This window comes from Streptomyces sp. NPDC017056, assembly GCF_044332485.1.
GTDB lineage: Bacteria > Actinomycetota > Actinomycetes > Streptomycetales > Streptomycetaceae > Streptomyces.
Window position 1 is genome coordinate 227267 of record NZ_JBIRPD010000003.1, and the last position, 22788, is coordinate 250054.

Genomic DNA, 22788 nt, shown 5'->3' on the forward strand with positions numbered 1-22788 from the left:
CCTGGCCGCGGCGCCGGCGGGGGCCCGCGGGCCCGGGCGCCCGGGCGCGGGGGGCGGGCGGGGGGGGGGGGGGGGCGGGGGGGGGGGGGGGGGGGCGGGGGGGGGCGGGGGGGGGGGGGGGGCCGGCCGGGGCGGGCCCCCCCCCCCCACGGCGGTCAGTCGGTGGTGCCGCCGATCGCGCCGGCCCCGCCGGGGCTGCCGCTGCCGCCGTTGGCCCCGGTGCTGGTGTTGCCGTTGGTCGAGCTGCCGTTGCTGGTGTTGCCGTTGGTGTCGCCGTTGCCGCCGTCGGACCCGGTGGTCGTGTTGCCGCTGGTCGTACCACCGTTGGTCGGCTTGGGGGGCGTCGGGGACGTCGGGGGCTTGGACTGCGTGGGCTTGTTGGTGGGCGGCTCGGAGGTACGCGGCGTGCTCGGACGGTGCGACGGCGTACGGGTGTACGAGCCGGAGTCGCCGCCCGTGCTGCCGGGCTGGGTGTACGGCGTGGACGGCTCGGCGGAGGGCGAGTCGGAGGTCTGCTCCTCGGAGCTCTGCGAGGCCGACGGGCTCTTGGTCGGCGTCGGGTTCTTCTTCTCGTCACCGCCCGCGTTCTGCAGCGCGAAGGCCACACCGACCGCGATGGCGATCACCGCGAGCGCCGCGATCAGCCAGATCTTGCCGCTGCCGCCCTTGGCGGGCCGGTGCCCGCCCTCGTAGCCGCCGTCCCCGTCCCGCATACCCGGGGGCAGTATCGGCTGCGCCGTGGTCTGCCCGTGGTCCGGGTGCGGCAGCGCGGTGGTGGCGGCGACCGAACCCATGGCCGGGGTGTGCCCGCTGTCGTGCAAGGCGACCGGCCCGGTGTTCCACGTACCGGAGTGACCGCCCTGCTCGTGGAGCATCTGGAGCGCGTACTGGACCAGCCCGCGCATCTCCTCGGCGGTCTGGAAGCGGTCGTCCGGGTCCTTGGCGAGCGAACGCATCACCAGGCCGTCCAGCTCCGGCGGCACCGAGGAGGAGACCTCCGAAGGCGGCACCGGCATGTCCTGGACGTGCTGGTAGACGACCGACAGCGGCGTCTCACCGGTGAACGGCGGGCGCAGCGCGAGCAGTTCGTACAGCAGACAGCCGGTCGCGTACAGGTCGGAGCGGGTGTCGACGGTCTTGCCGAGGGCCTGCTCGGGCGACAGGTACTGGGGCGTGCCCATGACCATGCCGGTCTGCGTCATCGTCGACTGCGCGCCGTGCAGCGCACGGGCGATGCCGAAGTCCATCACCTTGACCGCGCCGCCGTGCGTGATGATCACGTTCGCGGGCTTGATGTCACGGTGCACGATGCCGTGCTGGTGGCTGTAGGCCAGCGCCTCCAGCACCCCGGAGACGATGATCAGCGCTTGGTCCGGCGGCGGGGCGTCCGCGTTCATCAGCAGGTCGCGGATGGTGCTGCCCTCGACCAGCTCCATGACGATGTACGGCACGGTGGAGCCGCCGGCGTAGTCCTCGCCGGAGTCGTACACCGCGACCACCGCGTGGTGGTTCAGCCCCGCGACGGACTGTGCCTCGCGGGTGAAGCGGGCCTTGGAGACCGGGTCCTCCGCGAGGTCGGCACGCAGCAGCTTGACGGCGACGGTGCGGCCGAGGCGCACGTCCTCGGCGGCGAACACCTCCGCCATGCCGCCACGGCCGAGCCGGCGCGTGAGCCGGTAGCGTCCGTCGCCCACCAAACCGCCATTGCCCCACATCTCCGGTGCATCGGAAAGATTTGCATCGGAAGAGTTGGAGCCGGTGGCATCAGGATCGGACGGGCCCTGGGGGCTCTGCGTCGGTGCCATCGGTCCTCGCCGTCGAATCGATCCGCATCACAGCGGTAAGGTCTCGGTCTTCGCTAGAGCACGCTACAGGCTCCGCGACATGCGCCGGTCCCGTGATGGACCGGTCATCACACCTTCTGCGGCCCCATTGTCGCAAGTTCACCAGCGGGATTCACGGGCCGACCGGCGACCGAAACAGCCCGGGACCGTAATGGGATCTTGCGCATCTGGTCACGGAACGGGCACACAGCTTGACGTGTCCCGGCCCTGGGGCAGACTGGGCTCCGCCATCGCGGATACTGATCTCGACACAACCCATACTGATCTCGGCACGTCCGCAGCCGCACGTGCCGCAGGCGGACGACGTTGAGTAACGTCTGTACACGTCAATACGTCACACGTCTCTACACGGACGGGCACGACAAGCCACGGGGCGCGGCGCGCCGCAACACGTGCGCGGGAACAGCGCGCCAAGGGGGAAGCGGAACCATGAGCCAGGACGGCGCTCAGGGCCAGTACGAGGGCCGTTCGGTCGGCGGGGGCCGCTACCAGCTCCGTGACCTGCTGGGCGCCGGCGGCATGGCGTCCGTGCACCTCGCCTACGACAGTGTCCTGGACCGCGAGGTCGCGATCAAGACGCTCCACACCGAGCTGGGGCGCGAACCGGCGTTCCGCGAGCGCTTCCGGCGCGAGGCCCAGTCCGTGGCCAAGCTCACCCACACCAACATCGTCTCGGTGTTCGACTCCGGCGAGGACGAGCTCGACGGCGGCATGGTGCCGTACATCGTCATGGAGTACGTGGCGGGCCAGCCGCTCCGCTCCGACCTGGACAGCGACATCGCCCGGCACGGCGCGATGCCCACCGAGAAAGCGCTCAAGATCACGGCCGATGTGCTGGCCGCCCTTGAGGTCAGCCACGAAATGGGCCTGGTCCACCGCGACATCAAGCCCGGCAACGTCATGCTGAACAAGCGCAACGTCGTCAAGGTCATGGACTTCGGCATCGCCCGCGCCATGCAGTCCGGCGTCACCTCCATGACGCAGACCGGCATGGTCGTCGGCACCCCGCAGTACCTTTCCCCCGAGCAGGCGCTCGGCCGCGGCGTGGACGCCCGCTCCGACCTGTACTCGGTCGGCATCATGCTCTTCGAGCTGCTGACCGGCCAGCTGCCCTTCGACGCGGACTCCCCGCTGGCCATCGCCTACGCGCACGTCCAGGAAGAGCCGCCGGTCCCCTCCGGCATCAACCGCTCGCTGCCGCCCGCCGTGGACGCGCTGATCGCCCGCGCGCTGAAGAAGAACCCCAATGAGCGCTTCCCGACCGCCGAGGCCATGCGGGACGAGTGCCTGCGCGTCGCCGGCACGGGCCAGCCCGGCGCCACCCCGCTGATCATCAGCGAGGGCCCGCGGGCACGCACCAGCGGCTCGTCGGTGTCCTCCGCGGTCTTCCCCGCCGCCTCCGCCAACGCCGCCGGGCCGCACACCCCGGCGCCGCCGAGCGTGCAGACGCCGTACCAGCCGACACAGGCCGCACCCCAGGCAAACCCGCAGATGGGGCCCGGCCCCTCGGCCTACGGACCCTCGGCCCCGGCCACGCCCCCGCCGGTCAACGCCTACCAGCCGCCCACGCCGATCCCCGCGCAGGGCCAGGCCCCGTTCAACAACGGCTTCCAGACCCCGCCGCCGTACGCGGGCCCCGCCACACCGGCGCCGGTCGGCCCGAACCCCGGCGGCAACCGCTCCGGCGGCCGGGGCAACACCCCGGTGGTCGTCGTCTCCGCCATCGTCGGCGTGGTCGTCGTCACCGCGGTCGCCATCGGCATCGGCCTGAGCGGCGGCAGCAGCGACACCCCGCGCCCGCGCCCCACCAGCCCGTACTCCTACTCGCCTTCCCCCTCGGTCAAGCCGCCGGACCTGGCGGCCACCATCCCCACCAGCCGCTGCACCGACCCGCTCGAAAGCTACGCCCAGAAGGGCAAGATCTACCTGCCGTACTTCTACGGCAAGAACCTGGACTCGGTGAAGCGGTGCATGGACGCCGCGGGCTGGCAGTACGAGGTGACCGAGAGCACCAGCGCCATCTACGGCAAGGACACGGTCATCAGCCAGTCGCCGACCTCCCTGTGGGACCCGAAGACCGGCGGGAAGATTCACCTGACCGTGTCCAACGGGCGCAGCTCGTAACGTCACCCGGTTCCGGCACGACACGAGAGGGGCCCGGCGCGCGGGATGCGCGGCCGGGCCCCTTCTCGTGTGCTTCTCGGTGTGCGGCGGCGGTTGGCGGGTGTTCGTAAGGTCTGATCAGAGGTACGGGCCCGAGCGGGCGCCGCCCTGTCCGGGCTGGTGCTGCTCGTGGTCATCGGACGGCACGGCACCGGGCGGCAGCGCCCGGCGCATCTGCTCCAACTGGGCGCGCGCCGCCATCTGCTGGGCGAACAGCGCGGTCTGGATGCCGTGGAACAGCCCCTCCAGCCAGCCGACCAACTGGGCCTGGGCAATGCGCAGTTCCGCGTCCGTGGGCACCGAGTCGTCGGTGAACGGAAGCGACAGCCGCTCCAGCTCCTCGACCAGCTCGGGCGCCAGACCGTCCTCCAGCTCCTTGACCGAGCTGGAGTGGATCTCCTTGAGCCGGACCCGGCTCGCCTCGTCCAGCGGGGCGGCCTTCACCTCTTCGAGAAGCTGCTTGATCATGCTGCCGATGCGCATGACCTTCGCAGGCTGTTCGACCATGTCCGTCACGGGAACCTCGCGGGACTCGTCGTCGCCGTCCCCGCCACCGGAGCCGGCGCTGCCGAGAGCCATTCCGTCCGGGCCGACAACCAGGACGTGCGGACTCTCCTGCGACCGTTCGTTCATCGGCATATCCATGCCGCCATTCTCTCGTACAGACGACTAGGAACGGTTGTGCCCTGGGAGAAAGATGATCCAACCTCCGGATGCCGATTCGGTACGGAACACGTCAGGAGCGGCGCAGCCGCAAGGCGATGAAAGCGAGGCCGAGGCCGGTCAGCGCCATGCCCGCGCCCAGCGGGAGGACGCGGTGCACACCGTTGCCCTGGTCCACCGCCTCGTACGGGGTCTCGGCGGTGGCGGAAGCGGCGCCGGGCACGGCACCGGGCGCGTAACGGGACGGACCGTGCGACCGTGCCGGGGAAGCCGGGCGTACGGGGGCCTGGAGGGGCGGCAGCGGCACGTAGGGCCGGTGGGCGAGGCGCCCGGCCAGATCGCCCCGGCGCGGCTTGCCGGGCGACGGAGAGGCCGCCTCAAGGCGCCCGGACGAGGCGGAGGGGGCCGGGGTACGGGGCGAGGGGTGCGCGGGCACGGCCCCGGCACCGCCCGTGGGACGGCTCTGCGGCGCGGACGGGCCCGGTTCCGGCGGGTGGGGCGGGCGGGCGGTGGCCGGGGCGTCGGCGGGCGGGAGAAGGGGCAGCAGGCCGGTCGGCGCGAGGAGCGAGGGCAGGAGCGGACCGGCGGGGCCGGGGCTCGGACGGTCCGGGTCACCGCTTCCCGGGCTCTGGTTGCGGTCGGGGCCCTGGTTGCGGTCCGGGCCTTGGTTGCGGTCGGGGGCCTGGTTGCGGCTTGGGGCGTCGGGGTGGGCGGCGCCGTCCGGGCGGGTATGGCCGTGGCTGGTTGCCGCCGAGGCCGCCGGGCCCGGGAGGGGCAGCAGGACGGCGGCGCACAGCAGACCTGCCGCGAGAGCCACGAGAGTCAACCGGCGCAGCATCGCCGGGGTCACGAGTTCCGGAGTCACCCTCATGGCCTCCCATACCTGCGGAGCCGCCGACTGATCTTCTCAGCGTCACATGGGGGGAGGTGTCCGGCATCTCGGGCGGGGCGGGAGGGCTGGGGCGGGGCCGGAGGGGGCTCGTATCGGTCTCGGGCTCGCCTCCGGCCCCCGTCAGAGCGTCACAGCGTCACAGCGTGTGAACGAGTATCAGAGCGTCAGAGCGTCAGAGCGTCAGAGCGTCAGGACGACCTTGCCCACGTGGCTGCTCGCGTCCACGACCCGGTGCGCCTCGGGCGCCTCCTGCATCGGCAGGGTGCGGTCCACGATCGGCCGGACCTGGCCGTTCTCGATCAGCGGCCAGACGTGTTCCCGTACGGCGGCCACGATCGCCGCCTTCTCGGCCAGCGGGCGGCCGCGCAGCGAAGTGGCGGTGACCGCACCGCGCTTGGTGAGCAGCGCGCCGAGGTTCAGCTCGCCCTTCGCGCCGCCCTGGAGGCCGATGATCGCGAGGCGGCCGTTGGTGGCCAGCGCCTTGACGTTCGGGTCGAGGTACTTGGCGCCCATGATGTCCAGGATGACGTCAGCGCCCTTGCCGTCGGTGGCCTTGCGCACCTCCTCGACGAAGTCCTGGTCCCGGTAGTTGACGAGGATGTCGGCGCCCAGTTCGGCGCAGCGGGCCAGCTTGTCGGCGCTGCCCGCGGTGACCGCGACCCGGGCGCCGACCGCCTTGGCGAGCTGGATCGCCATCGTGCCGATGCCGCTGGAGCCGCCGTGCACGAGCAGCGTCTCGCCGGGCCGCAGGTGCGCGATCATGAAGACGTTCGACCAGACGGTGCACGTCACCTCGGGCAGCGCGGCGGCGGCCGCCGCGTCGAGGCCCTTCGGTACGGGCAGCAGCTGGCCCGCGGGCACGGCGACCAGCTCCGCGTACCCGCCGCCGGACAGCAGCGCGCACACCTCGTCGCCGACCGACCAGCCGCTCACCCCGGGGCCGAGGGCGCTGATCCGGCCGGCGCACTCCAGGCCGGGGTACGGGGACGCGCCGGGCGGCGGATCGTAGAAGCCCTGGCGCTGGAGGAGGTCGGCGCGGTTGACGGCGGTGGCCGCCACCTCGACCAGGACCTCCCCTTCGGCGGGTTGCGGATCGGGCACCTCGGCCCATACGAGGGCGTCGGGGCCACCGGGTTCGGGAATGGTGATCGCACGCATGGCCGCGAGGCTACTCGCCACCGTACGAAGGCGCTCGGCCGGAGGGCGCGCCTCCGGTCAGCGGTCGTCAGTCGTCGCGCCGGACGGGTGCCATGGGAGAGACCCCCGTACCGGGGATCATCGGCTTCGAGCCCGGCTTGGCGGGGCCTTCCGACGCGTCCACGGGCGCCGCCCTGACGATGGTGATCACCCGGTCGGCGGCCTGTAGCGGGCTGGCCGCCGGATCGTCGTACCCGAGGAGCCGGTGGCCGCGCAGCACCGAGACGATCAGGTCGTCGGTCTCCCGCACCGACTTGCCGACCTCGGCCTTCACCACCGGGCGCTCGATCAGGTCCAGGCCGCTGCCCTGCTGGATGAGGTCCTCCAGGACCGTACCGGCACTCGGGCTGTGCACCGACAGGCCGAGCAGGCGGCCGGCGGCGCTGGCCGAGGTGATGACCATGTCGGCGCCGGACTGGCGCAGCAGCGGCGCGTTCTCCTCCTCCCGCACCGCCGCGACGATGTTCGCCTTCTTGTTCAGCTGGCGGGCGGTGAGCGAGACGAGGACGGCGGTGTCGTCGCGCTGGGTGGCGATGACGACCTGGCGGGCGCGCTGGATCTCGGCGCGTACCAGGACGTCGCTGCGGGTGGCGTCGCCGACCACGCCGGCGAAGCCCTCGGCGACCGCGGCGTCGATGACCTTGGGGCTCGGGTCGACGATGACGATGCGGTCGCGGGTCAGACCGGTCGCACGCAGGGTCTGGGCCGCGGACCGACCCTTGGTGCCGAAGCCGACGATGACGGTGTGGTCGCGCAAGGCGTTTCTCCAGCGGTTCAGTTGCCACTGCTCGCGGGTGCGCTCGGTGAGGACTTCGAGAGTGGTCCCGACCAGGATGATCAGGAAGAGGACTCGGAGGGGCGTGATGAGCAGGATGTTCAGCAGCCGCGCGCCGTCCCCGTACGGGACGATGTCGCCGTAGCCGGTGGTGGAGAGCGTGACGGTGGCGTAGTAGACGCAGTCGAGGAAGTCGACGGAGCCGTTGGCGTTGTCGTGGTACTCGTCGCGGTCGACCCAGACGATGGCCACCGTCGCGACGAGCACGAGCAGCGCCATCAGCAGGCGGCGCGCCACCTGGCGCAGCGGCGCCACGGGGGTGCGGCGGGGCAGCACGACGCGGTGGCTGCGGTCCTCGGGGAGTTCGCGGGCCGCGGCGTCGTGGGTGGGGAGCTTCACGCGGCGCCTCCGCCGGTCGGGTGCGGGCCTGGGGGTGAGGGCGGGCCGGAGGCCGGGGGCGGGGCCGGGGGTCGGGGTGGCGAAACGTTCGAGCGGGTGTCGGGCGCCTCGGCCGTCCAGCCCGCCGACCAATCCGCTGACCGATCAGCGGACCAACCGGTTGACCAATCGACTGACCAACCAGCTGACCAATCGGCTGACCAGGGCAGATCGAGCAGTTCGACATACTCGCCGCGCGCGGCGCCGCCCGGCGGAACGACGGCCAGCGCGTCGGCGGCCGCGATGCCGCGCAGCATGGCGGGCCCGCTGAAGCGCAGCGGTACGACCGCCACGCTGTCCCCCTCGCCGTCCGCATCGTCCCGGTAGGCGACCGGAATGAGCCGGGTGTCGTGCGGGTGCCCGGACACGGTGGCGGTCACCGGCACCCGGCAGGAGGCCGCCCTGCGCCGGGCGGCGAGCGTGCGCAGCACCGGCTCCGCGAGGGTGAGCAGGCCCGACACGGCGGCGAGCGGGTTGCCGGGAAGTCCGACGAAGAGCTGCGACGCGGTACGGGAAGGAGGCGCGTCGGAATGAGTTTCGTCGGTACGGGGGAGGCACGCGAGGAGCATGGGGTGACCGGGGCGTACCGCCACGCCGTCCACCAGAATCTCCGCGCCCAGCCGCCGCAACGTGGGATGCACATGGTCGACGGGCCCGGCGGCCGTACCGCCGGTGGTGATCACCAGATCCGCCGTCGAGTCCGCGATGGCCTCGTACAACGTGTCGGCGTCGTCCGCGAGATGGCGCGTCGGCCCGGCTTCCGCGCCCAGGGCACGCAGCCAGGGGCCGAGCATCGGGCCGAGCGCGTCCCGGATCAGCCCGTCGGCGGGCAGCCCGGACCGCAGCAACTCGTCACCCAGCACGAACACTTCGACGCGCGGCCTGGCGTACGCGGTCAACTCGTCGTACCCGGCGGCCGCGGCCAGGCCGAGCACGGCGGGCGTCACCAGGGCGCCGGCAGGCAGGAGTTGCTCGCCCCGCCGGCACTCCTGGCCACGTGGCCGGATGTCCTGGCCGGGGGGCGCGGGCGCGGGCGCGTACAACTGTGCGCCCCCGTCGAGGCGCTCCCGTACCTCACCGTGCTCGCTCCGTAGCACCGCCGTGGCGCCCGGCGGGATACGGGCGCCGGTGGCGATCGGCACCGCGTCGCCGTCCGCGAGCGCCTCGGACCTCTCGTGACCTGCGAGGATGCCGATACCGGCGTCCTGCTCGGGCTCGCCGGGGCCGGGGCGCGCGGGCAGGTGCCAGGGGCCGGGCCCGGCGACGGCCCAGCCGTCCATCGCGGAGGTGTCGAAGGACGGCAGGTCGGTCAACGCGGTCAGCGGCTCGGCGAGGGTACGCCCGAGAGCGGCACTGCCGAGCGGACAAACGGCCGGGGCGAGCGGCCCTTCCGGCGCGCGGGCGGCGATGGCACGGGCCGTACGCCACGCGGTCGGCGCGGGACGCCCGTGGTGGGTGCGGCGGGTGGGGGTGGGGGAGCTGGTGCGGGCGTTGGGGGTGGGTGACGGCTCGTGTGACTCGGGAGGCGGTGCCGGGGCGGTGTCCCAGGGCGTGTACGGGCCGAGGCGCGCGTCGTCGTCCAGCCCTGTGCCGCCGGTTTTGGGGCTGGGCTTTGCCGTGGGCTTTGCGCCGGGTTTCGGGTCGGCGGGCTTCGTGTCGGGCGTTGCGTTGGGTTCCGGGGCGGGCTTTTGGCCGGACTGCTCGCCAGCCTCCGTGCTGGGCCCAGCGCTGGGCCCTGTGCTGGTCTCTGCGCTGGGCTCTCGGTCCCGGTCGGGTTCTCGGCTCCCGGCGGTCTTTCGGCCCCTGCCGGCTTCCCGGGTCGGTCGCCGGTCGTCGCCGAAGATCCAGGCGTAGCTGTCTTCGAAGACGGGCGCGTACGTGTCGGAGGCCGTGCCGTGACCGTCGTCGGGCGCGGCGATACGGCTCTCACCGGGAGCGGGGATACGGCTGTCGCCGGAAGGCGGCGCGTGACCGTGATCGCGGCCCTGACCCTGATCGCGGCCCTGCTCGTAATCTCGGCCCTGATCGCGACGTCGGCCCTGATCGTGCCCCGGCAGCTCGATGGGGCCGCCGTTGGCCAGCGCCAGCGCGTCGTCGAACTCCCCGTCCGTCATTCCGCCGGCCGCGCTTTCGGCTTGGCCTCGGGCGCCGCCTCCGGCGTGGCGTCGGCGTTCTCGGCGGACTCGGCGGCCCAGCGGTTGGCCAGCGCGGCCACCTTGCCCGCCAGTACGGACACGTCCCGGCCCTGCTGGGCGGCGGCGTAGCCGACCAGGAAGGTCGTCAGCGGCGCCGCCGGCCGGGTCACGCCGTGCGCCGCGTCACGCGCGAGGTCGAGGAGTGCCGCCGTGTTGACATCGAGTTCGATGCCCAGTTCGGCCTTGGCTGCGGTGATCCATTCGTCCAACACGTTCCCATGCTCCCTGATACGGGCGCGTGCCGCTTCGATGTCCTCCCAGGTGTCGCAGTCGAAGGACGCCGTAGCCGTCGGGTCGGCCACCCGACGGAGGGTCAGCCGGTCCAGCAGCGCGCGCAGCGGAAGCCCGGCCGTCGCGCCGCGCTCGGCCCGTACCGCCGCCATCGCCCGCCGCAACGGCTCCGCCCGGTAGGCGGCGACCAGCGGCTGGTCGCGGCCCTCCGCGTCCCGCAGGAGCGCGCCGTCCACCTGGGCGCTGTCTTGGGCGCTGGCCACCTGAGTGGCGTCGCAGTCCCCTCGCGGGGCGCCGCCCCTGACGGCCGCCAGCAGGGCCCGTACCGTCGCCCCCGTCAGAAACGGCAGGTCGGCGGAGAGGACGAGCACGACCGGAGCCTTGGTGTGCCGCAGCCCGGCGTCCAGCGCGGCGAGCGGCCCGCCGCCGGGGGGTTCCTCGCGGACGTGGACGACCGGGCGTGCGGTAGGGCGCGGCGGGCCGACGACCACGGTCCTCGCTGCGTCCGGGCATGCGTCGAGCACCCGGTCCAGCAGCGAACGGCCGCCCACGGACAGGGCCGGCTTGTCCGCACCGCCGAGCCGCCGGGCCGCGCCCCCGGCCGGCACGATGACGTCGTACTCGGCCTCGTACGCGAAGGCACCCGGTCCGGAGCCGTCGCGCGGCGACGGGTCGGCAACCGAAGGCTGGCCGGTGGCTGGCGCGTGGTCGGTGGCTGGCGGGTGGTCGGTAGCTGGCGGGTGGTCGGTCACCCGTCGAGTATCGCCGGTACCGCCCCGGCCGGCGGGACGGGCCCGCCCGCCGGTCACCGTCCCGACGCCCCTCCCGCCCCCGGCTCACACCGTGCGCAGCAACACCGCGGGCCGCTCCACGCAGTCCGCCACGTACCGCAGGAACCCGCCCGCCGTGCCCCCGTCGCAGACCCGGTGGTCGAAGGTGAGCGACAGCTGCACGACCTGGCGTACGGCCAACTCCCCCTCGTGCACCCACGGCTTGGCCGTTATTCGGCCCACGCCGAGCATCGCGGCCTCGGGATGGTTGATGATCGGCGTGGAACCGTCGACCCCGAAGACGCCGTAGTTGTTGAGCGTGAAGGTGCCGTGCGTCAGCTCGCCGAGGCTGAGCGCTCCGTCCCGAGCGGCCTCGGTCAGCCGCGCCATCTCTGCGGACAGCCCCTCGGCCGTACGGCGGTGCGCGTCCCGTACGACCGGGACCACCAGACCCCGGTCGGTCTGCGCCGCAAAGCCCAGATGCACGGCGGGCAGCCGTACGATCTCGTTGGCCTCCAGGTCGACGGTGGCGTTGAGCTGGGGATACCGCGCGAGCGCCGCCGTGCAGACTCGGGCCAGCAACGCGAGCAGCGACACCTTGGCGCCACCGGCCGCGTTCATCTCCCGGCGCGCGGCGAGCAGTTCGGTGGCGTCGGCGTCCACCCAGCACGTCGCGTCGGGGATCTCCTGGCGGCTGCGCCGGAACTTCTCGGCCGCGGCGCCCCGCATCCCCCGCAGCGGTATCCGCTCGGCCTCCTCGGGCAGGCCCCCGTATGCTCCGGACCCGCCCCCTACAGCGGTTCGTTTGCCTGTAGCCGTACGGGGCCCCATAGCGGCCCCGATCCCGGTCCCGGTCTCGGTGATGGCGCCGGCGCCGGCCCCAGCGGTTCCGGCCGCCCCGCCAACCCCGCCAACCCCAGCGGCCTCGTCCGCCGCTGCCGCACCCCGCAGGCTCACCGCCCGTTCGACATCGGTCCGCAGGATCAGCCCCTCCGGGCCGGTCCCCCGTATCTCTCGCAGATCCAGGCCGTGTTCCCGCGCCAACCGCCGTACCAGCGGCGAGATGACCGGAACGGGACCGTCCTGCCATACCCCCCGCCCCTCTTCCTGTTCCCGCTCCCTCTCCCGCTCCTGCTCCCCCTCCCGCACCGCCTTCCCACTCGGCTTCTCCTTCCCCCGCCCCGGGCCCGCCGTCCCCACGTCACCACCGGCCCCCGGGCGCACCCGCCGCCGGCGCGCCGCCGCCGCGCTCGTCCCGTACCCGACCAGGACGTTCCCCGACTCCTCGGCCGCTTCCCCGTCGTCCTTCCCGCCGCCTCCGGCGGGCGAAGCCGCCTCGGCGCCGGTTCCGACCGCCACCGTCAGCAGGGGCGAGCCGACCGGCAGCTCCGAGCCCTCGTCGCCGAACCGCGCGGTGACCACGCCTCCGTACGGGCACGGCACGTCCACCAGCGCCTTCGCGGTCTCCACCTCGACCACCGGCTGGTCGACGGCGACCACCTCGCCGACCTCGACCAGCCACCGCACCACCGTCGCCTCGGTGAGGCCCTCCCCGAGGTCGGGCAGCGTGAATTCACGGACCACGGCCATCAGTCACCGATCCCCTCGGTCCAGTCCGACTCCCACTGGAGCCGGCCCACGGTGTCCAGGATCCGGTCCACGCCCGGCAGGTGGTGGCGCTCCAGCATCGGCGGCGGGTACGGGATGTCGAAGCCCACGACACGCAGCACCGGCGCCTCCAGGTGGTGGAAGCAGCGCTCCGTGACCCGGGCGGCTATCTCGCCGCCGGGGCCGCCGAAGCCGCCGGCCTCGTGCACGACGACCGCGCGCCCCGTACGCCGTACCGAAGCGCAGACCGTGGCGTCGTCGAAGGGCAGCAGCGAGCGCAGGTCCACAACTTCCAGGTCCCAGCCCTCCGCCGTGGCCGCTTCGGCGGCCTCCATGCAGACCGGCAGCGACGGCCCGTACGTGATGAGCGTGGCGTCGGTGCCCGGCCGCCGGATCTCCGCCCGGCCCAACGGGGCGACGGGCTCCGGCTCGTCCGGCGACCAGTCGGCGCGCGACCAGTAGAGCCGCTTCGGCTCCAGGAAGACCACCGGGTCGTCGGAGGCGATCGCGGCCCGCAGCAGCCCGTACGCGTCGGCGACCGTCGCCGGGGTGACCACCTTCAGGCCGGGAGTGGCCAGGTAGTACGCCTCGGAGGAGTCGCTGTGGTGCTCCACGCCGCCGATTCCGCCGCCGTAGGGGACGCGGATGGTCAAGGGCAGCGGCATGGCGCCCCGGGTGCGGTTGCGCATCCGCGACACGTGGCTGATCAGCTGCTCGAAGCCGGGGTAGGCGAAGGCGTCGAACTGCATCTCCACGACGGGGCGCAGCCCGTACATGGCCATGCCGACCGCGGTGCCGAGAATGCCCGCCTCGGCGAGCGGCGTGTCACCGCAGCGCTCCTCGCCGAACTCCTTCACCAGCCCGTCGGTGACCCGGAAAACGCCGCCCAGCTCCCCGACGTCCTCGCCCATCACATGGACGGCCGGGTCCTCGGCCATTGCGTCGCGCAGGGCCCGGTTCAGCGCCTGCGCCATGCTGACGGGCTTGCGCCCCGCCGCCACCGCGGTCGGTGTCATGGTCGCTCCTCCCCTGCCACGTTCTCGTGCGCCGCACGGGCGCCTGCGCCGTCGGCGCCCTCGGCCTCGGCTTCCAGCTCGGCCCGCAGCTGCGCCGCCTGCTCCGCCAACTGGCTGGTGGGCTCGGCGTATACATGCGCGAACAGGTCCATCGGGTCCAGGGCGGGGTCCTGGTTCATCCGCTCCCTGAGGTCGGCCGCCAGCTCCTCGGCGCCGTCCCGCACCCGCTGTACGAGGTCGTCGGAGAGCAGGCCGCGCTCCGCCAACTCGTGCTCCACCAGGGCTATCGGGTCGTGTCCGCGCCACTGCTCGACCTCGGAGTCGGCGCGGTAGCGGGTGGCGTCGTCGGCGTTGGTGTGCGCCTCGATGCGGTACGTGATCGCCTCGACGAGCGTCGGCCCGCCGCGCCTTCGCGCGCGCTCCACCGCCTCGGTGAGCACCTCGTGCAGGGCGGGCGCGTCGTTGCCGTCCACGAGGCGGCCCGGCATGCCGTACCCGACCGCCTTGTGGGCGATGGACGGCGCGGCCGTCTGCTTGGCCAGCGGCACCGAGATCGCGAAGCCGTTGTTCTGCACGAGGAAGACGACCGGGGCCTGCCACACCGCGGCGAAGTTCAGCGCCTCGTGGAAGTCGCCCTCGCTGGTGCCGCCGTCGCCGACCAGGGCGAGCGCGACCACGTCGTCACCCTTCAACCGGGCGGCGTGCGCGAGGCCCACCGCGTGCGGCAGTTGGGTGGCCAGCGGGGTGCACAGCGGCGCGATGCGGTGCTCGCGCGGGTCGTATCCCGTGTGCCAGTCGCCCCTGAGGAGGGTCAGCGCCTGCACCGGGTCGAGGCCGCGGGCCACCGCTGCGAGGGTGTCGCGGTAGCTGGGGAAGAGCCAGTCCTGTTCTTTCAGCGCCAGCGCGGCGGCGACCTGGCACGCTTCCTGGCCTGTGGAGGACGGGTAGACCGCCAGCCTGCCCTGCCGCGTCAGGGCCGTCGCCTGCGCGTTGTAACGGCGGCCGCGCACCAGGTGCTCGTACAGGCCGGTCAGCAGCTCGGCCCCGGTGCGGCCGGCGGCGTCCGTACCCAGCAGGCGGTACGGCTCCGCGTCGGGAAGGAGGGGCGCGGGGTCGACGCGGGGCCGCCAGGCGGGCGGCGGTGCGGGCCGGTGGCTCTCGCTCCTGCTGCTGCCGCGCTGCTCTAGAACCGTCATGACGAGCACCTCCTTGGAGTCGGAATCGGAGGCGCCGAACGCCTCGCTGAGAGCGGTGATGGACGACGGGCGGGTAGGGATGCGGGTGGGACGGGCGGGTGGCCCTTCCCTACCGATTGTTCGGTCGCCGGCACATTTTGGCTACAGGCGGGCTCAGCCTGTGGACAATCGGTTCTCCACAGCCTGAGATGAGAACAGGGCGTCCACCAAGGGGAGGCGAGGCGGTATGCCGGACGAACAGATGGCCACGAGCGGAGGACACCGTCCCGCTCGCCCCTTGGACACCATCGACCGGGCGATCCTGAGCATGCTCCAGGCCGACGGACGGGCCTCGATACGCTCCGTCGCCGAGCGGGTACACGTCTCGCGCGCCAACGCCTACGCCCGCATCAACCGTTTGATCGACGACGGCGTGATCCGGGGTTTCAGCGCCCGTATCGACCAGGAGCGGGCCGGCCAGGGCGCGTCCGCCTACGTCACGTTGAAGATCGTGCAGAACTCGTGGCGGACGGTGCGCGCGCAGCTCACCGCGCTTCCAGGGGCATCCCACATCGCACTGGTCAGCGGCGATTTCGACGTACTGCTGCTGGTGCACACCAAGGACAACCAGGAGCTGCGGGAGCTGGTCCTCACCCGCATCCAGTCGATCCCGGAGGTGCTCAGCACCCGCACCCTTTTGGTCTTCGAGGAAACCGACCTGGGGGCCGAACAGGGTTAGGGCCCGGCCGGGCCCTTACGTCCGCAGCCCCGCGAAAGCCGTGCGCACCACGGCGTCCGCGACCTCTTCGCGGCTGGCCGAGCCGCCCCGGCCCGGCCGGTACCACTCCACGATCGAGTTGATCATCCCGAAGAGCAGCCGGGTCGCCAGCCGGACGTCCACGTCCGGGCGCAGGTCGCCGTCGGCAGCGGCCTGCTTGAGCAGTTCGGTGACCTCGCCGTCGAACTCCCGCCGGCGCTCCATGGCCCAGCGCTCCGTGTCCGTATTGCCGCGCACCCGCAGCAGCAGCGTCACGTACGGCAGCTCGTCCATGAGCACTTCGGTCTCGCGCCTGGTCACGTACTCCAGGCGGTCGATGGCCCGGCCCGTGAGCGCGGCGGGCTCCTGGAGCACCCCGAAGAGGCCGTCCAGCGCCCGGCTTATGGCACGGCGCAGCAGCTCTTCCTTGCTGCGCACGTGGTGGTAGATCGAGGACTTGGAGATGCCGGCCGCCCGGGAGAGGTGCTCCATGGAGGTGCCGTCGTAACCGCGCTCGTTGAACACCTCGACGGCGACCGCGAGCAGCGAATCGGGCGTATAGGTGTCGCGCTTGGCCATGGTCATGATTAGAGCATCTAGTAAGGCGTCTTCAAACTGCGCCGCAGGGCCCAGGAGGGTCCGTAGCGTCCGTTCGCGTACTGCACGTGCATGGTGTCCAACAGGTCCCACACCCAGTGGTTCCCCAGCTTCTCCGCCCACTCGGAGGGGCCGCCGGGGTAGTTCACCCCCAGCCGCATGGCCGTGTCGATGTCCTCGCGGCTCGCGACGCCGCGGGCCTCGGCATCCGCGGCGAAGTCCACGATCATCGCTACCGTACGGGCGACGATCATGCCCGGTACGTCCTCGATGACGCTGACCTTCTTGCCGAGCGCCTGGAAGAGGCCCACCGCCTCCCGTACGTCCTCGGGGGACGCCTCGGCGCCGGGTGCGAGGGCGATCCGGGTGGCGCTCCGGTAGTCCAGCGCCAGGTCGAACCGGATCGTCGGGCCGCTCACGTCGCCGGTGGCGGGGTAGCCGTCGGTCAGGGCCAGCCGCGCACCGCCCGGCAGCCGGATGTACCCCGTGCTCTCCGACGGCGTGCGGTCCCGGGTGACCTTGATCCCGGCCTCGTCGATCAGCTCCCGCAGGACGGCGGACGGCCCGGCGAGCTTGGCGTGCACCGCGACCGTCTCCGGTGCCGGGCACGGTTCGGCGGTGTGCGGGAGCTGCTCGGCGGCGCCCTCGGCGTAGTCGTACCAGCCCCGCCCCGACTTGCGGCCCAGCAGTCCTGACGCCACGAGTTGGCGTTGGGCGAGCGACGGGGTGAACTTCGGGTCCTGGAAGAAGCCCTCCCACACCGAACGGGTGACGGCCTCGTTCACGTCCTGGCCGATGAGGTCCATCAGCTCGAACGGCCCCATACGGAAGCCGCAGGACTCGCGCAGCACCGCGTCGATGGTGGCGGGGTCGGCGGCCCGCTCCTCGTACAGGCGCAGGGCCTCCGCGTAGTAGGGGCGGGCGATGCGGTTGACGATGAAGCCCGGTGTGTCGGCGCTGCGTACGGGGGACTTGCCCCAGGCCGCGGCCGTCTCGTACGCGGTCGCGGCCGCCGCCGGGTCCGTCCTGAATCCGCTGACGACCTCGACGAGGGGCAGAAGCGGCGCCGGGTTGAAGAAGTGCAGGCCGACGAAGCGGCCCGGGAGGCGCAGCGCGCCCGCGACGGCGGTCACGGACAGGGACGAGGTGTTGGTGGCCAGCAGGCAGTCCGCGCCGACCACGTCCTCCAGGGCCGCGAACAGCTTCTGTTTGGCGCCGGGTTCTTCCACGATGGCCTCGACGACGAGTGCGGCGTCGGCGAGTTCGTCCAGCGCGGTGGCGGGGGTGAGGCGCGCACGGGCCGCGTCGCGTACGGCGGGCTCCATCCGCCCCTTCTCCACCAGGCGGTCCAGGCGCCGCCCGACCGCCGAGGCGGCTTCCCCGGCGCGGCCCGGCACGGCGTCGTAGAGCCGGACCGGGTGGCCCGCGACCAGCGCGACCTGCGCGATTCCCTGGCCCATGGTGCCGGTGCCGACGACGGCGACGGCACGGCCCGCTTCGATGGCTGTCATGACGGCTCATCCTCCCCGACAGAGTTGTCCACAGGTTCGCCGGACCCCCTTGCCCCGACCGATCGTTCGGTTACTCTAGCCCCGTCGCCCAAAGTGTTCCCAGCCCCTGCCCCAGCCCCGCTCGACGAGGAGTTGGTCTTCGATGGCCGTCGAACTGACCTCAGCGCAGTTGCTCGAAAAGCACCGCCCGACGCTCGACCAGGCGCTGGAGGCGATCCGTACCCGCGCGTACTGGTCCCCGCACCCCGAGCACCCGAAGGCTTACGGGGAGAACGCCGCGGCGGACGGCCAGGCCGCCTTCGAGGCGCTGCGCGGCAAGCGGTTCGAGCTGGACCAGCCCGGCACCGACGACTGGACGGGCGGTGAAGTGTCCCCGTACGGCATCGGGTTGAACATCAGTTACCCGCACCCGGACGCGGACGTGCTGCTGCCGGCGATGCGCGCGGCAATGCCCGCGTGGCGCGACGCCGGGCCGCAGACCCGGGCGCTGGTGTGTCTGGAGATCCTGTCGCGCATCAGCGCGCGCACCCACGAATTCGCGCAGGCCGTGATGCACACCAGCGGCCAGGCGTTCATGATGGCGTTCCAGGCGGGCGGGCCGCATGCGCAGGACCGCGGCCTGGAGGCCGTCGCGTACGCCTACGCGGAGCAGGTCCGCACCCCGGACCAGGCCGCGTGGTCCAAGCCGCAGGGCAAGCGCGACCCGCTGGAGCTGGCCAAGACCTTCACTCCCGTGCCCCGTGGCATCGCCCTGCTGGTCGGCTGCAACACCTTCCCGACGTGGAACGGCTACCCGGGCCTGTTCGCCTCCCTGGCCACCGGTAACCCCGTCCTGGTCAAGCCGCACCCGCGGGCCGTGCTGCCGCTCGCGCTCACCGTCCGGGTGGCGCGCGAGGTGCTGGCCGAGGCCGGGTTCTCCCCCGACCTGGTGGCCCTGGCCGTCGACCGGCCGGGCGAGGGCCTGGCCAAGACCCTCGCGGTGCGCCCCGAGGTCCGCATCATCGACTACACGGGCTCCACGGAGTTCGGCGACTGGCTGGAGGCCAACGCGCCCCAGGCGTCCGTCTACACGGAGAAGGCCGGCGTCAACACGGTCGTCATCGACTCGACGGACGACTACAAGGGCATGCTCGGCAACCTCGCCTTCTCGCTGTCCCTGTACAGCGGCCAGATGTGCACCACCCCGCAGAACCTGCTCATCCCCCGCGACGGCATCACCACGGACGCGGGCCCGAAGTCGTACGACGAGGTGGTCGGCGACCTCGCCGGCGCGGTGAACAAGCTGCTGGGCGACGACGCACGAGCCAACGCCCTGCTGGGCGCGATCGTCAACCCGCAGGTCAAGGAGCGGATCGAGGCCGCGTCGGGGCTGGGCGAGGTGGCCCTGCCGTCCCGCGAGGTGGCCAACCCCGAGTTCCCCGACGCCACGGTCCGTACGCCCGTCATGGTCAAGATGGACGGCGCGCGCAAGCTCTGGGAGGGCGCGGGCGCCGACGCCGCCTACCTGTCGGAGTGCTTCGGCCCGGTCTCCTTCGCGGTGGCCGTCGACTCCGCGGCGGACGCGGTGGACCTGCTGCGGCACACGGTCCGCGGCAAGGGCGCGATGACGGTCGGTGCGTACACCACCTCCGAGGAGGTGGAGAAGCTGGTGGAGGAGGCGTGCCTTGAGGAGTGCGCGCAGCTCTCCCTCAACCTGACCGGCGGGGTGTACGTGAACCAGACCGCCGCCTTCTCCGACTTCCACGGCTCGGGTGGCAACCCGGCGGCGAACGCGGCGCTGTGCGACGGCGCGTTCGTGGCCAACCGGTTCCGGACGGTGGAGGTGCGCAGGCCCGCCCAGGAGAAGGTCTGACCGGACACTTCCTAGAGGAGCGCAGGCCCGGTCGCCCCGGTGATTCCGCCCGGGGCGGCCGGGGCCGCCGTGGTGCGCGACATCCAGTGGAAGAGGCCCATGGCGACGCTCGTGGCCAGGTTGAAGCTGGACACCCGCGCCTGCATCGGCACCGCGACCAGCGCGGACGCCCGTTCCCGCAGCTCGTCGGAGATCCCTTGGCGCTCTGACCCGAAGGCCAGCACCGCGTCGTCGGGAAAGGTCACGGAGCGGATGTCCGCGCCCTCCGGGTCGAGCGCGTAGACCGGCCCCGGCGGCAGCTCGGGCAGCGTCAGGCGCTCCACCGCGCTCGCGAAGTGCAGGCCGGCGCTGCCGCGTACCGCGTTGGGGTGCCAGGGGTCGAGTGAGCCCGTGGTGACGACGCCGGTCGCGCCGAAACCTGCCGCCAGGCGTACGACCGCGCCGATGTTGCCCAGGTTGCGCGGGTTCTCCAGGAGGACGACGGGGGAGGGGCGCGGCGTCTCGCGGAGCCTGGCCAGGTTCGCCGCGGCGTCGGGGCGCAGGGCGAGGGCCGCGACTCCCGTGGGGTGGATCTTCGGCACGAGCGTGCGCAGGGCCGCGGCGGGCACCTGCTCGGCCAGCGCGTCGAGCGTTCCGGTGAGATCACCGGCCAGTTCGTCGGCGAGCGCCAGCAGGGCGGCCTTGTCGCTGGTCAGCACGTGCCGTACGGCGCCGTCGAAGCGCAGCGCGTGCTTGAGGGTGTGGAAGCCGTCCAGGAGGACCGCCGCCGGGTCCCCGGCGCTCGCACGCCAGCGCCGTACCGGATCGTCCGCGGTCCCGTTCTCGATCATTTCCCCACTATCTCAACTGTCCGACGGGCGGGCACCCGCCGTCTGCCCGCCGCTGCCCGGCCCTGCGGGCGCCGGCACCGTGGGTGCGGCTGCCGCGCCGCCCGTACGCCGGGGGAGCACCCGGTCGCGTACGGCGGAGACCCGGGCGCCCAGCCAGACCAGGAAGACGGTCGGCAGGAAGACCGCGTCCGCCGTGATCATCGCGAGCGAGAAGAACGGCAGGCCCAGCAGGAACGCGATCGACAGGTGCTCAGTGATCATCGCGACCAGCAGGACGTTCTTCAGACGGCGGTTGAAGAGCGTGAAGGGGAAGGCGACCTGCACGATCACGGTGCCGTATGTGATCAGCATGATCATCAGGCCGTTGTCTGCGAGCACCCTGGACAGCTCGGGCCAGGGCGAGAAGTAGTCCAGGTGCATCGGGTAGTAGACCGCGGTGCCGTCCTGCCAGCGCGAACCCTGGATCTTGTACCAGCCGGCGGTGGCGTAGATGAGGCAGACCTCGACGACGATGACCAGCAGGGCGCCGTTGTGCACCAGCTTGGTGATCATGTCGAGCACGGTGCGCGGCTCGCCCGGCGCGTACCGCCGCACCGCCCACCACAGGCCGTGGGCGAGCCACAGGACCCACAGGGCCAGGCCCCAGCCCACGTGGGGGACGGGTCCGGGGCCGAACCAGGAGAGGCTGGACAGGCCCAGGGACTGGGCGACCAGGAGGGCGAGCCCGAGGGCCGCCCAGAGGACGATGCCGGTCACGTCGCGCTCGGGCAGGGCGGTCGCACCGGTGTGCGCGCGCTTCGCCGCACGGCGGGCGTCCAGCGACCACACCTGCGCGCAGCGGGTCAGCACCAGGTATATCGACATCAGGTGGATGACGTTGTCGCCGCCGTCCCCGACGAAGATGCTGCGGTTCTGGAGCGAGAGCACGCCCACCATGAACAGCACCGACATGGTGCGGGTGCGCCAGCCGACCAGCAGCAGCGCGCTCGCGACGATGGCGAGGGCATAGACGAGTTCGAACCAGCCGCGGCTGTCGGACCAGGTCAGGACCGAGAAGGCGCCGTTGTCGCCGAGCAGGCGGCGCGCCATGTCCCCGCTCCAGGGGCCATCGGGCCCGTACAGCTCCTGCCGGTGCGGCCACTCCCGCAACAGGAAGAACAACCAGGTGGCGGCGAACCCGATGCGGACGACGGCGGACTGGTACGGAGCCAGGGCGCTGCCCGTGACACGGGCGAAGGCGCGGGCGAAGGCCCGCTCTACCCGGGTCTCCCCGGTGGCGGCCCGCTGTTTCGGGAGCTGCCCGGCGGGCTCGGCCACGGTGGGCCACGCGGTGGGGGCGCCGGATTCCGCGGCCGCGGCCGTTCCGGTTCCCGAGGTCGTTTCCGCTGCCGGTTCCGGCACCGTCGCCGACGCTGCTTCTGCCGCCGATTCGGGCGTCGCTCCGGCCGCCGCTTCGGTCGCCGCCTCGGACGTCTGCGGAGGCACCCTGTGCGCTGTCACTGGATCGTCGCTCCTTCGGGCAGGTCGCCTGCGGTGACCGGCCACCAGGGCAGCTCGCGGTACCTGGGCTTGTCGCTGATCTTCTCCGTCCCCCACTGCGGCGGGCTGACGGCCGTCGTCATCGAGCGGACCTGCATCTGCTCGACCGTGCCGCGCGCCACCCACTGCGCGCTCATGCGCTGCATGATGATGCGCCGGAGGTACTGCTCGGACAGCTCGCCACGCATGCCGCCGCCGCGGTTCTGCGCGTCGTGGGTGCTGAGGAAGAACTCCCAGGCGCGGCGGAGTTCGTTCTGCTGTGTGTGGCTGGGCATGGGATTGTGCAGCAGGGCCTGGCCGTCTACGGCGGACAGGTCACTCCAGCCGGTGGTCACCGGGTCGCCGGACCGGGTACGCAGCTGGGCGCGCACCTGCACCGCGATGTTCTGCTGCAACGGGTTGGGCGCGAACAGCTTCCAGTTCTGTTCGTACTCCGGGAAGACGTAGTCGTTGACCAGCGGGCCGTGCTGCTTGCTCAGCGTGTTCGGCGGCGCGACGTGCAGGAACATCATCGCCAGGTGAATCGCGACGGCCAGCGTCACCGCGCCTGCCGCCACGGTCGTCACGATGCGTGACGGCAGCGACAGCGCGGCTGGTGGCCGCGATTCGTCCCCGTTTACCTGCATTCCTGCCCCGTTCCCAGATCCCGTGCGGCTTTTCACCGCCCGGGAACCGTACCTAGGCAGCCCCACCCGGCACACCCTCCCCCGAGTTATCCACAGGCTTGACACCCCG

The 22788-nt window shown here is 72.6% G+C and carries 18 protein-coding genes; 3 read left to right on the forward strand and 15 right to left on the reverse strand.

The genetic code is table 11. The features are described 5' to 3' along the window. Window positions 1-155: 155 nt before the first annotated feature. The gene (locus ACH4OW_RS06735; protein ID WP_398025517.1) at window positions 156-1805 is read right to left on the reverse strand and encodes a protein kinase; all 1650 of its coding nucleotides are present in this window, start codon (window positions 1803-1805) and stop codon (window positions 156-158) included. A 468-nt stretch (window positions 1806-2273) separates the two neighbouring features. Here ACH4OW_RS06735 and ACH4OW_RS06740 point away from each other — a divergent pair, with 468 nt between their 5' ends. Then, window positions 2274-3968, forward strand: a complete 1695-nt coding sequence (locus ACH4OW_RS06740) for a protein kinase (protein ID WP_360125491.1) — start codon at window positions 2274-2276, stop codon at window positions 3966-3968. 117 nt (window positions 3969-4085) lie between these two features. Here the strand turns inward: ACH4OW_RS06740 and ACH4OW_RS06745 are convergent, their stop codons facing one another. The 9 genes from ACH4OW_RS06745 to pdhA all read right to left on the reverse strand — a co-directional run bounded on the left by ACH4OW_RS06745 (window position 4086) and on the right by pdhA (window position 14988). Then, window positions 4086-4652 (reverse strand): bacterial proteasome activator family protein, encoded by a 567-nt coding sequence (locus ACH4OW_RS06745; protein WP_360125489.1) that lies wholly within the window; start codon window positions 4650-4652, stop codon window positions 4086-4088. A gap of 91 nt (window positions 4653-4743) precedes the next feature. Continuing rightward, window positions 4744-5541 (reverse strand): hypothetical protein, encoded by a 798-nt coding sequence (locus ACH4OW_RS06750; RefSeq protein WP_398025521.1) that lies wholly within the window; start codon window positions 5539-5541, stop codon window positions 4744-4746. A gap of 201 nt (window positions 5542-5742) precedes the next feature. Continuing rightward, window positions 5743-6720 (reverse strand): NAD(P)H-quinone oxidoreductase, encoded by a 978-nt coding sequence (locus tag ACH4OW_RS06755; protein WP_398025523.1) that lies wholly within the window; start codon window positions 6718-6720, stop codon window positions 5743-5745. A gap of 67 nt (window positions 6721-6787) precedes the next feature. Further along, window positions 6788-7933 (reverse strand): potassium channel family protein, encoded by a 1146-nt coding sequence (locus tag ACH4OW_RS06760; RefSeq protein ID WP_360125483.1) that lies wholly within the window; start codon window positions 7931-7933, stop codon window positions 6788-6790. Then, entirely contained in the window at window positions 7930-10086 is a 2157-nt protein-coding gene (locus ACH4OW_RS06765) for a molybdopterin-binding protein (RefSeq protein ID WP_398025525.1), read from the reverse strand. The genes ACH4OW_RS06760 and ACH4OW_RS06765 overlap by 4 nt, the downstream gene beginning before the upstream one ends. Beyond that, on the reverse strand, window positions 10083-11009 hold the full coding sequence (locus tag ACH4OW_RS06770) for an NTP transferase domain-containing protein (protein ID WP_398025989.1): 927 nt from the start codon (window positions 11007-11009) through the stop codon (window positions 10083-10085). Before ACH4OW_RS06770 ends, ACH4OW_RS06765 begins: the two co-directional genes overlap by 4 nt. Before the next feature lie 225 nt (window positions 11010-11234). Next, window positions 11235-12758, reverse strand: a complete 1524-nt coding sequence (locus ACH4OW_RS06775) for a dihydrolipoamide acetyltransferase family protein (RefSeq protein WP_398025527.1) — start codon at window positions 12756-12758, stop codon at window positions 11235-11237. Then, the gene (locus tag ACH4OW_RS06780; RefSeq protein ID WP_398025530.1) at window positions 12758-13792 is read right to left on the reverse strand and encodes an alpha-ketoacid dehydrogenase subunit beta; all 1035 of its coding nucleotides are present in this window, start codon (window positions 13790-13792) and stop codon (window positions 12758-12760) included. The genes ACH4OW_RS06775 and ACH4OW_RS06780 overlap by 1 nt, the downstream gene beginning before the upstream one ends. Next, window positions 13789-14988 (reverse strand): pyruvate dehydrogenase (acetyl-transferring) E1 component subunit alpha, encoded by a 1200-nt coding sequence (gene pdhA, locus ACH4OW_RS06785; RefSeq protein WP_398025532.1) that lies wholly within the window; start codon window positions 14986-14988, stop codon window positions 13789-13791. The genes ACH4OW_RS06780 and pdhA overlap by 4 nt, the downstream gene beginning before the upstream one ends. A gap of 226 nt (window positions 14989-15214) precedes the next feature. Here pdhA and ACH4OW_RS06790 point away from each other — a divergent pair, with 226 nt between their 5' ends. Next, on the forward strand, window positions 15215-15706 hold the full coding sequence (locus tag ACH4OW_RS06790; protein WP_360125473.1) for an Lrp/AsnC family transcriptional regulator: 492 nt from the start codon (window positions 15215-15217) through the stop codon (window positions 15704-15706). A 15-nt stretch (window positions 15707-15721) separates the two neighbouring features. Here the strand turns inward: ACH4OW_RS06790 and ACH4OW_RS06795 are convergent, their stop codons facing one another. Both ACH4OW_RS06795 and ACH4OW_RS06800 read right to left on the reverse strand, forming a co-directional pair. Next, on the reverse strand, window positions 15722-16309 hold the full coding sequence (locus tag ACH4OW_RS06795) for a TetR/AcrR family transcriptional regulator (RefSeq protein ID WP_360125472.1): 588 nt from the start codon (window positions 16307-16309) through the stop codon (window positions 15722-15724). An 11-nt stretch (window positions 16310-16320) separates the two neighbouring features. Beyond that, on the reverse strand, window positions 16321-17832 hold the full coding sequence (locus tag ACH4OW_RS06800) for a 3-hydroxyacyl-CoA dehydrogenase (protein ID WP_398025535.1): 1512 nt from the start codon (window positions 17830-17832) through the stop codon (window positions 16321-16323). Window positions 17833-17974: 142 nt separating this feature from the next. Between ACH4OW_RS06800 and paaN the strand changes: the two genes are divergently transcribed. Then, window positions 17975-19684, forward strand: a complete 1710-nt coding sequence (gene paaN / locus ACH4OW_RS06805; protein ID WP_398025537.1) for a phenylacetic acid degradation protein PaaN — start codon at window positions 17975-17977, stop codon at window positions 19682-19684. An 11-nt stretch (window positions 19685-19695) separates the two neighbouring features. Here paaN and ACH4OW_RS06810 read toward each other — a convergent pair whose 3' ends face one another. The 3 genes from ACH4OW_RS06810 to ACH4OW_RS06820 all read right to left on the reverse strand — a co-directional run bounded on the left by ACH4OW_RS06810 (window position 19696) and on the right by ACH4OW_RS06820 (window position 22679). Continuing rightward, on the reverse strand, window positions 19696-20514 hold the full coding sequence (locus tag ACH4OW_RS06810) for a TrmH family RNA methyltransferase (protein WP_398025540.1): 819 nt from the start codon (window positions 20512-20514) through the stop codon (window positions 19696-19698). Between the two features lie 12 nt (window positions 20515-20526). Further along, window positions 20527-21831 carry an HTTM domain-containing protein gene (locus ACH4OW_RS06815; RefSeq protein WP_398025991.1) on the reverse strand — a complete coding sequence of 435 codons (1305 nt, stop codon included), beginning with the start codon at window positions 21829-21831 and terminating at the stop codon, window positions 20527-20529. Between the two features lie 179 nt (window positions 21832-22010). Continuing rightward, window positions 22011-22679 (reverse strand): DUF5819 family protein, encoded by a 669-nt coding sequence (locus tag ACH4OW_RS06820; protein ID WP_398025543.1) that lies wholly within the window; start codon window positions 22677-22679, stop codon window positions 22011-22013. Window positions 22680-22788: the final 109 nt, after the last annotated feature.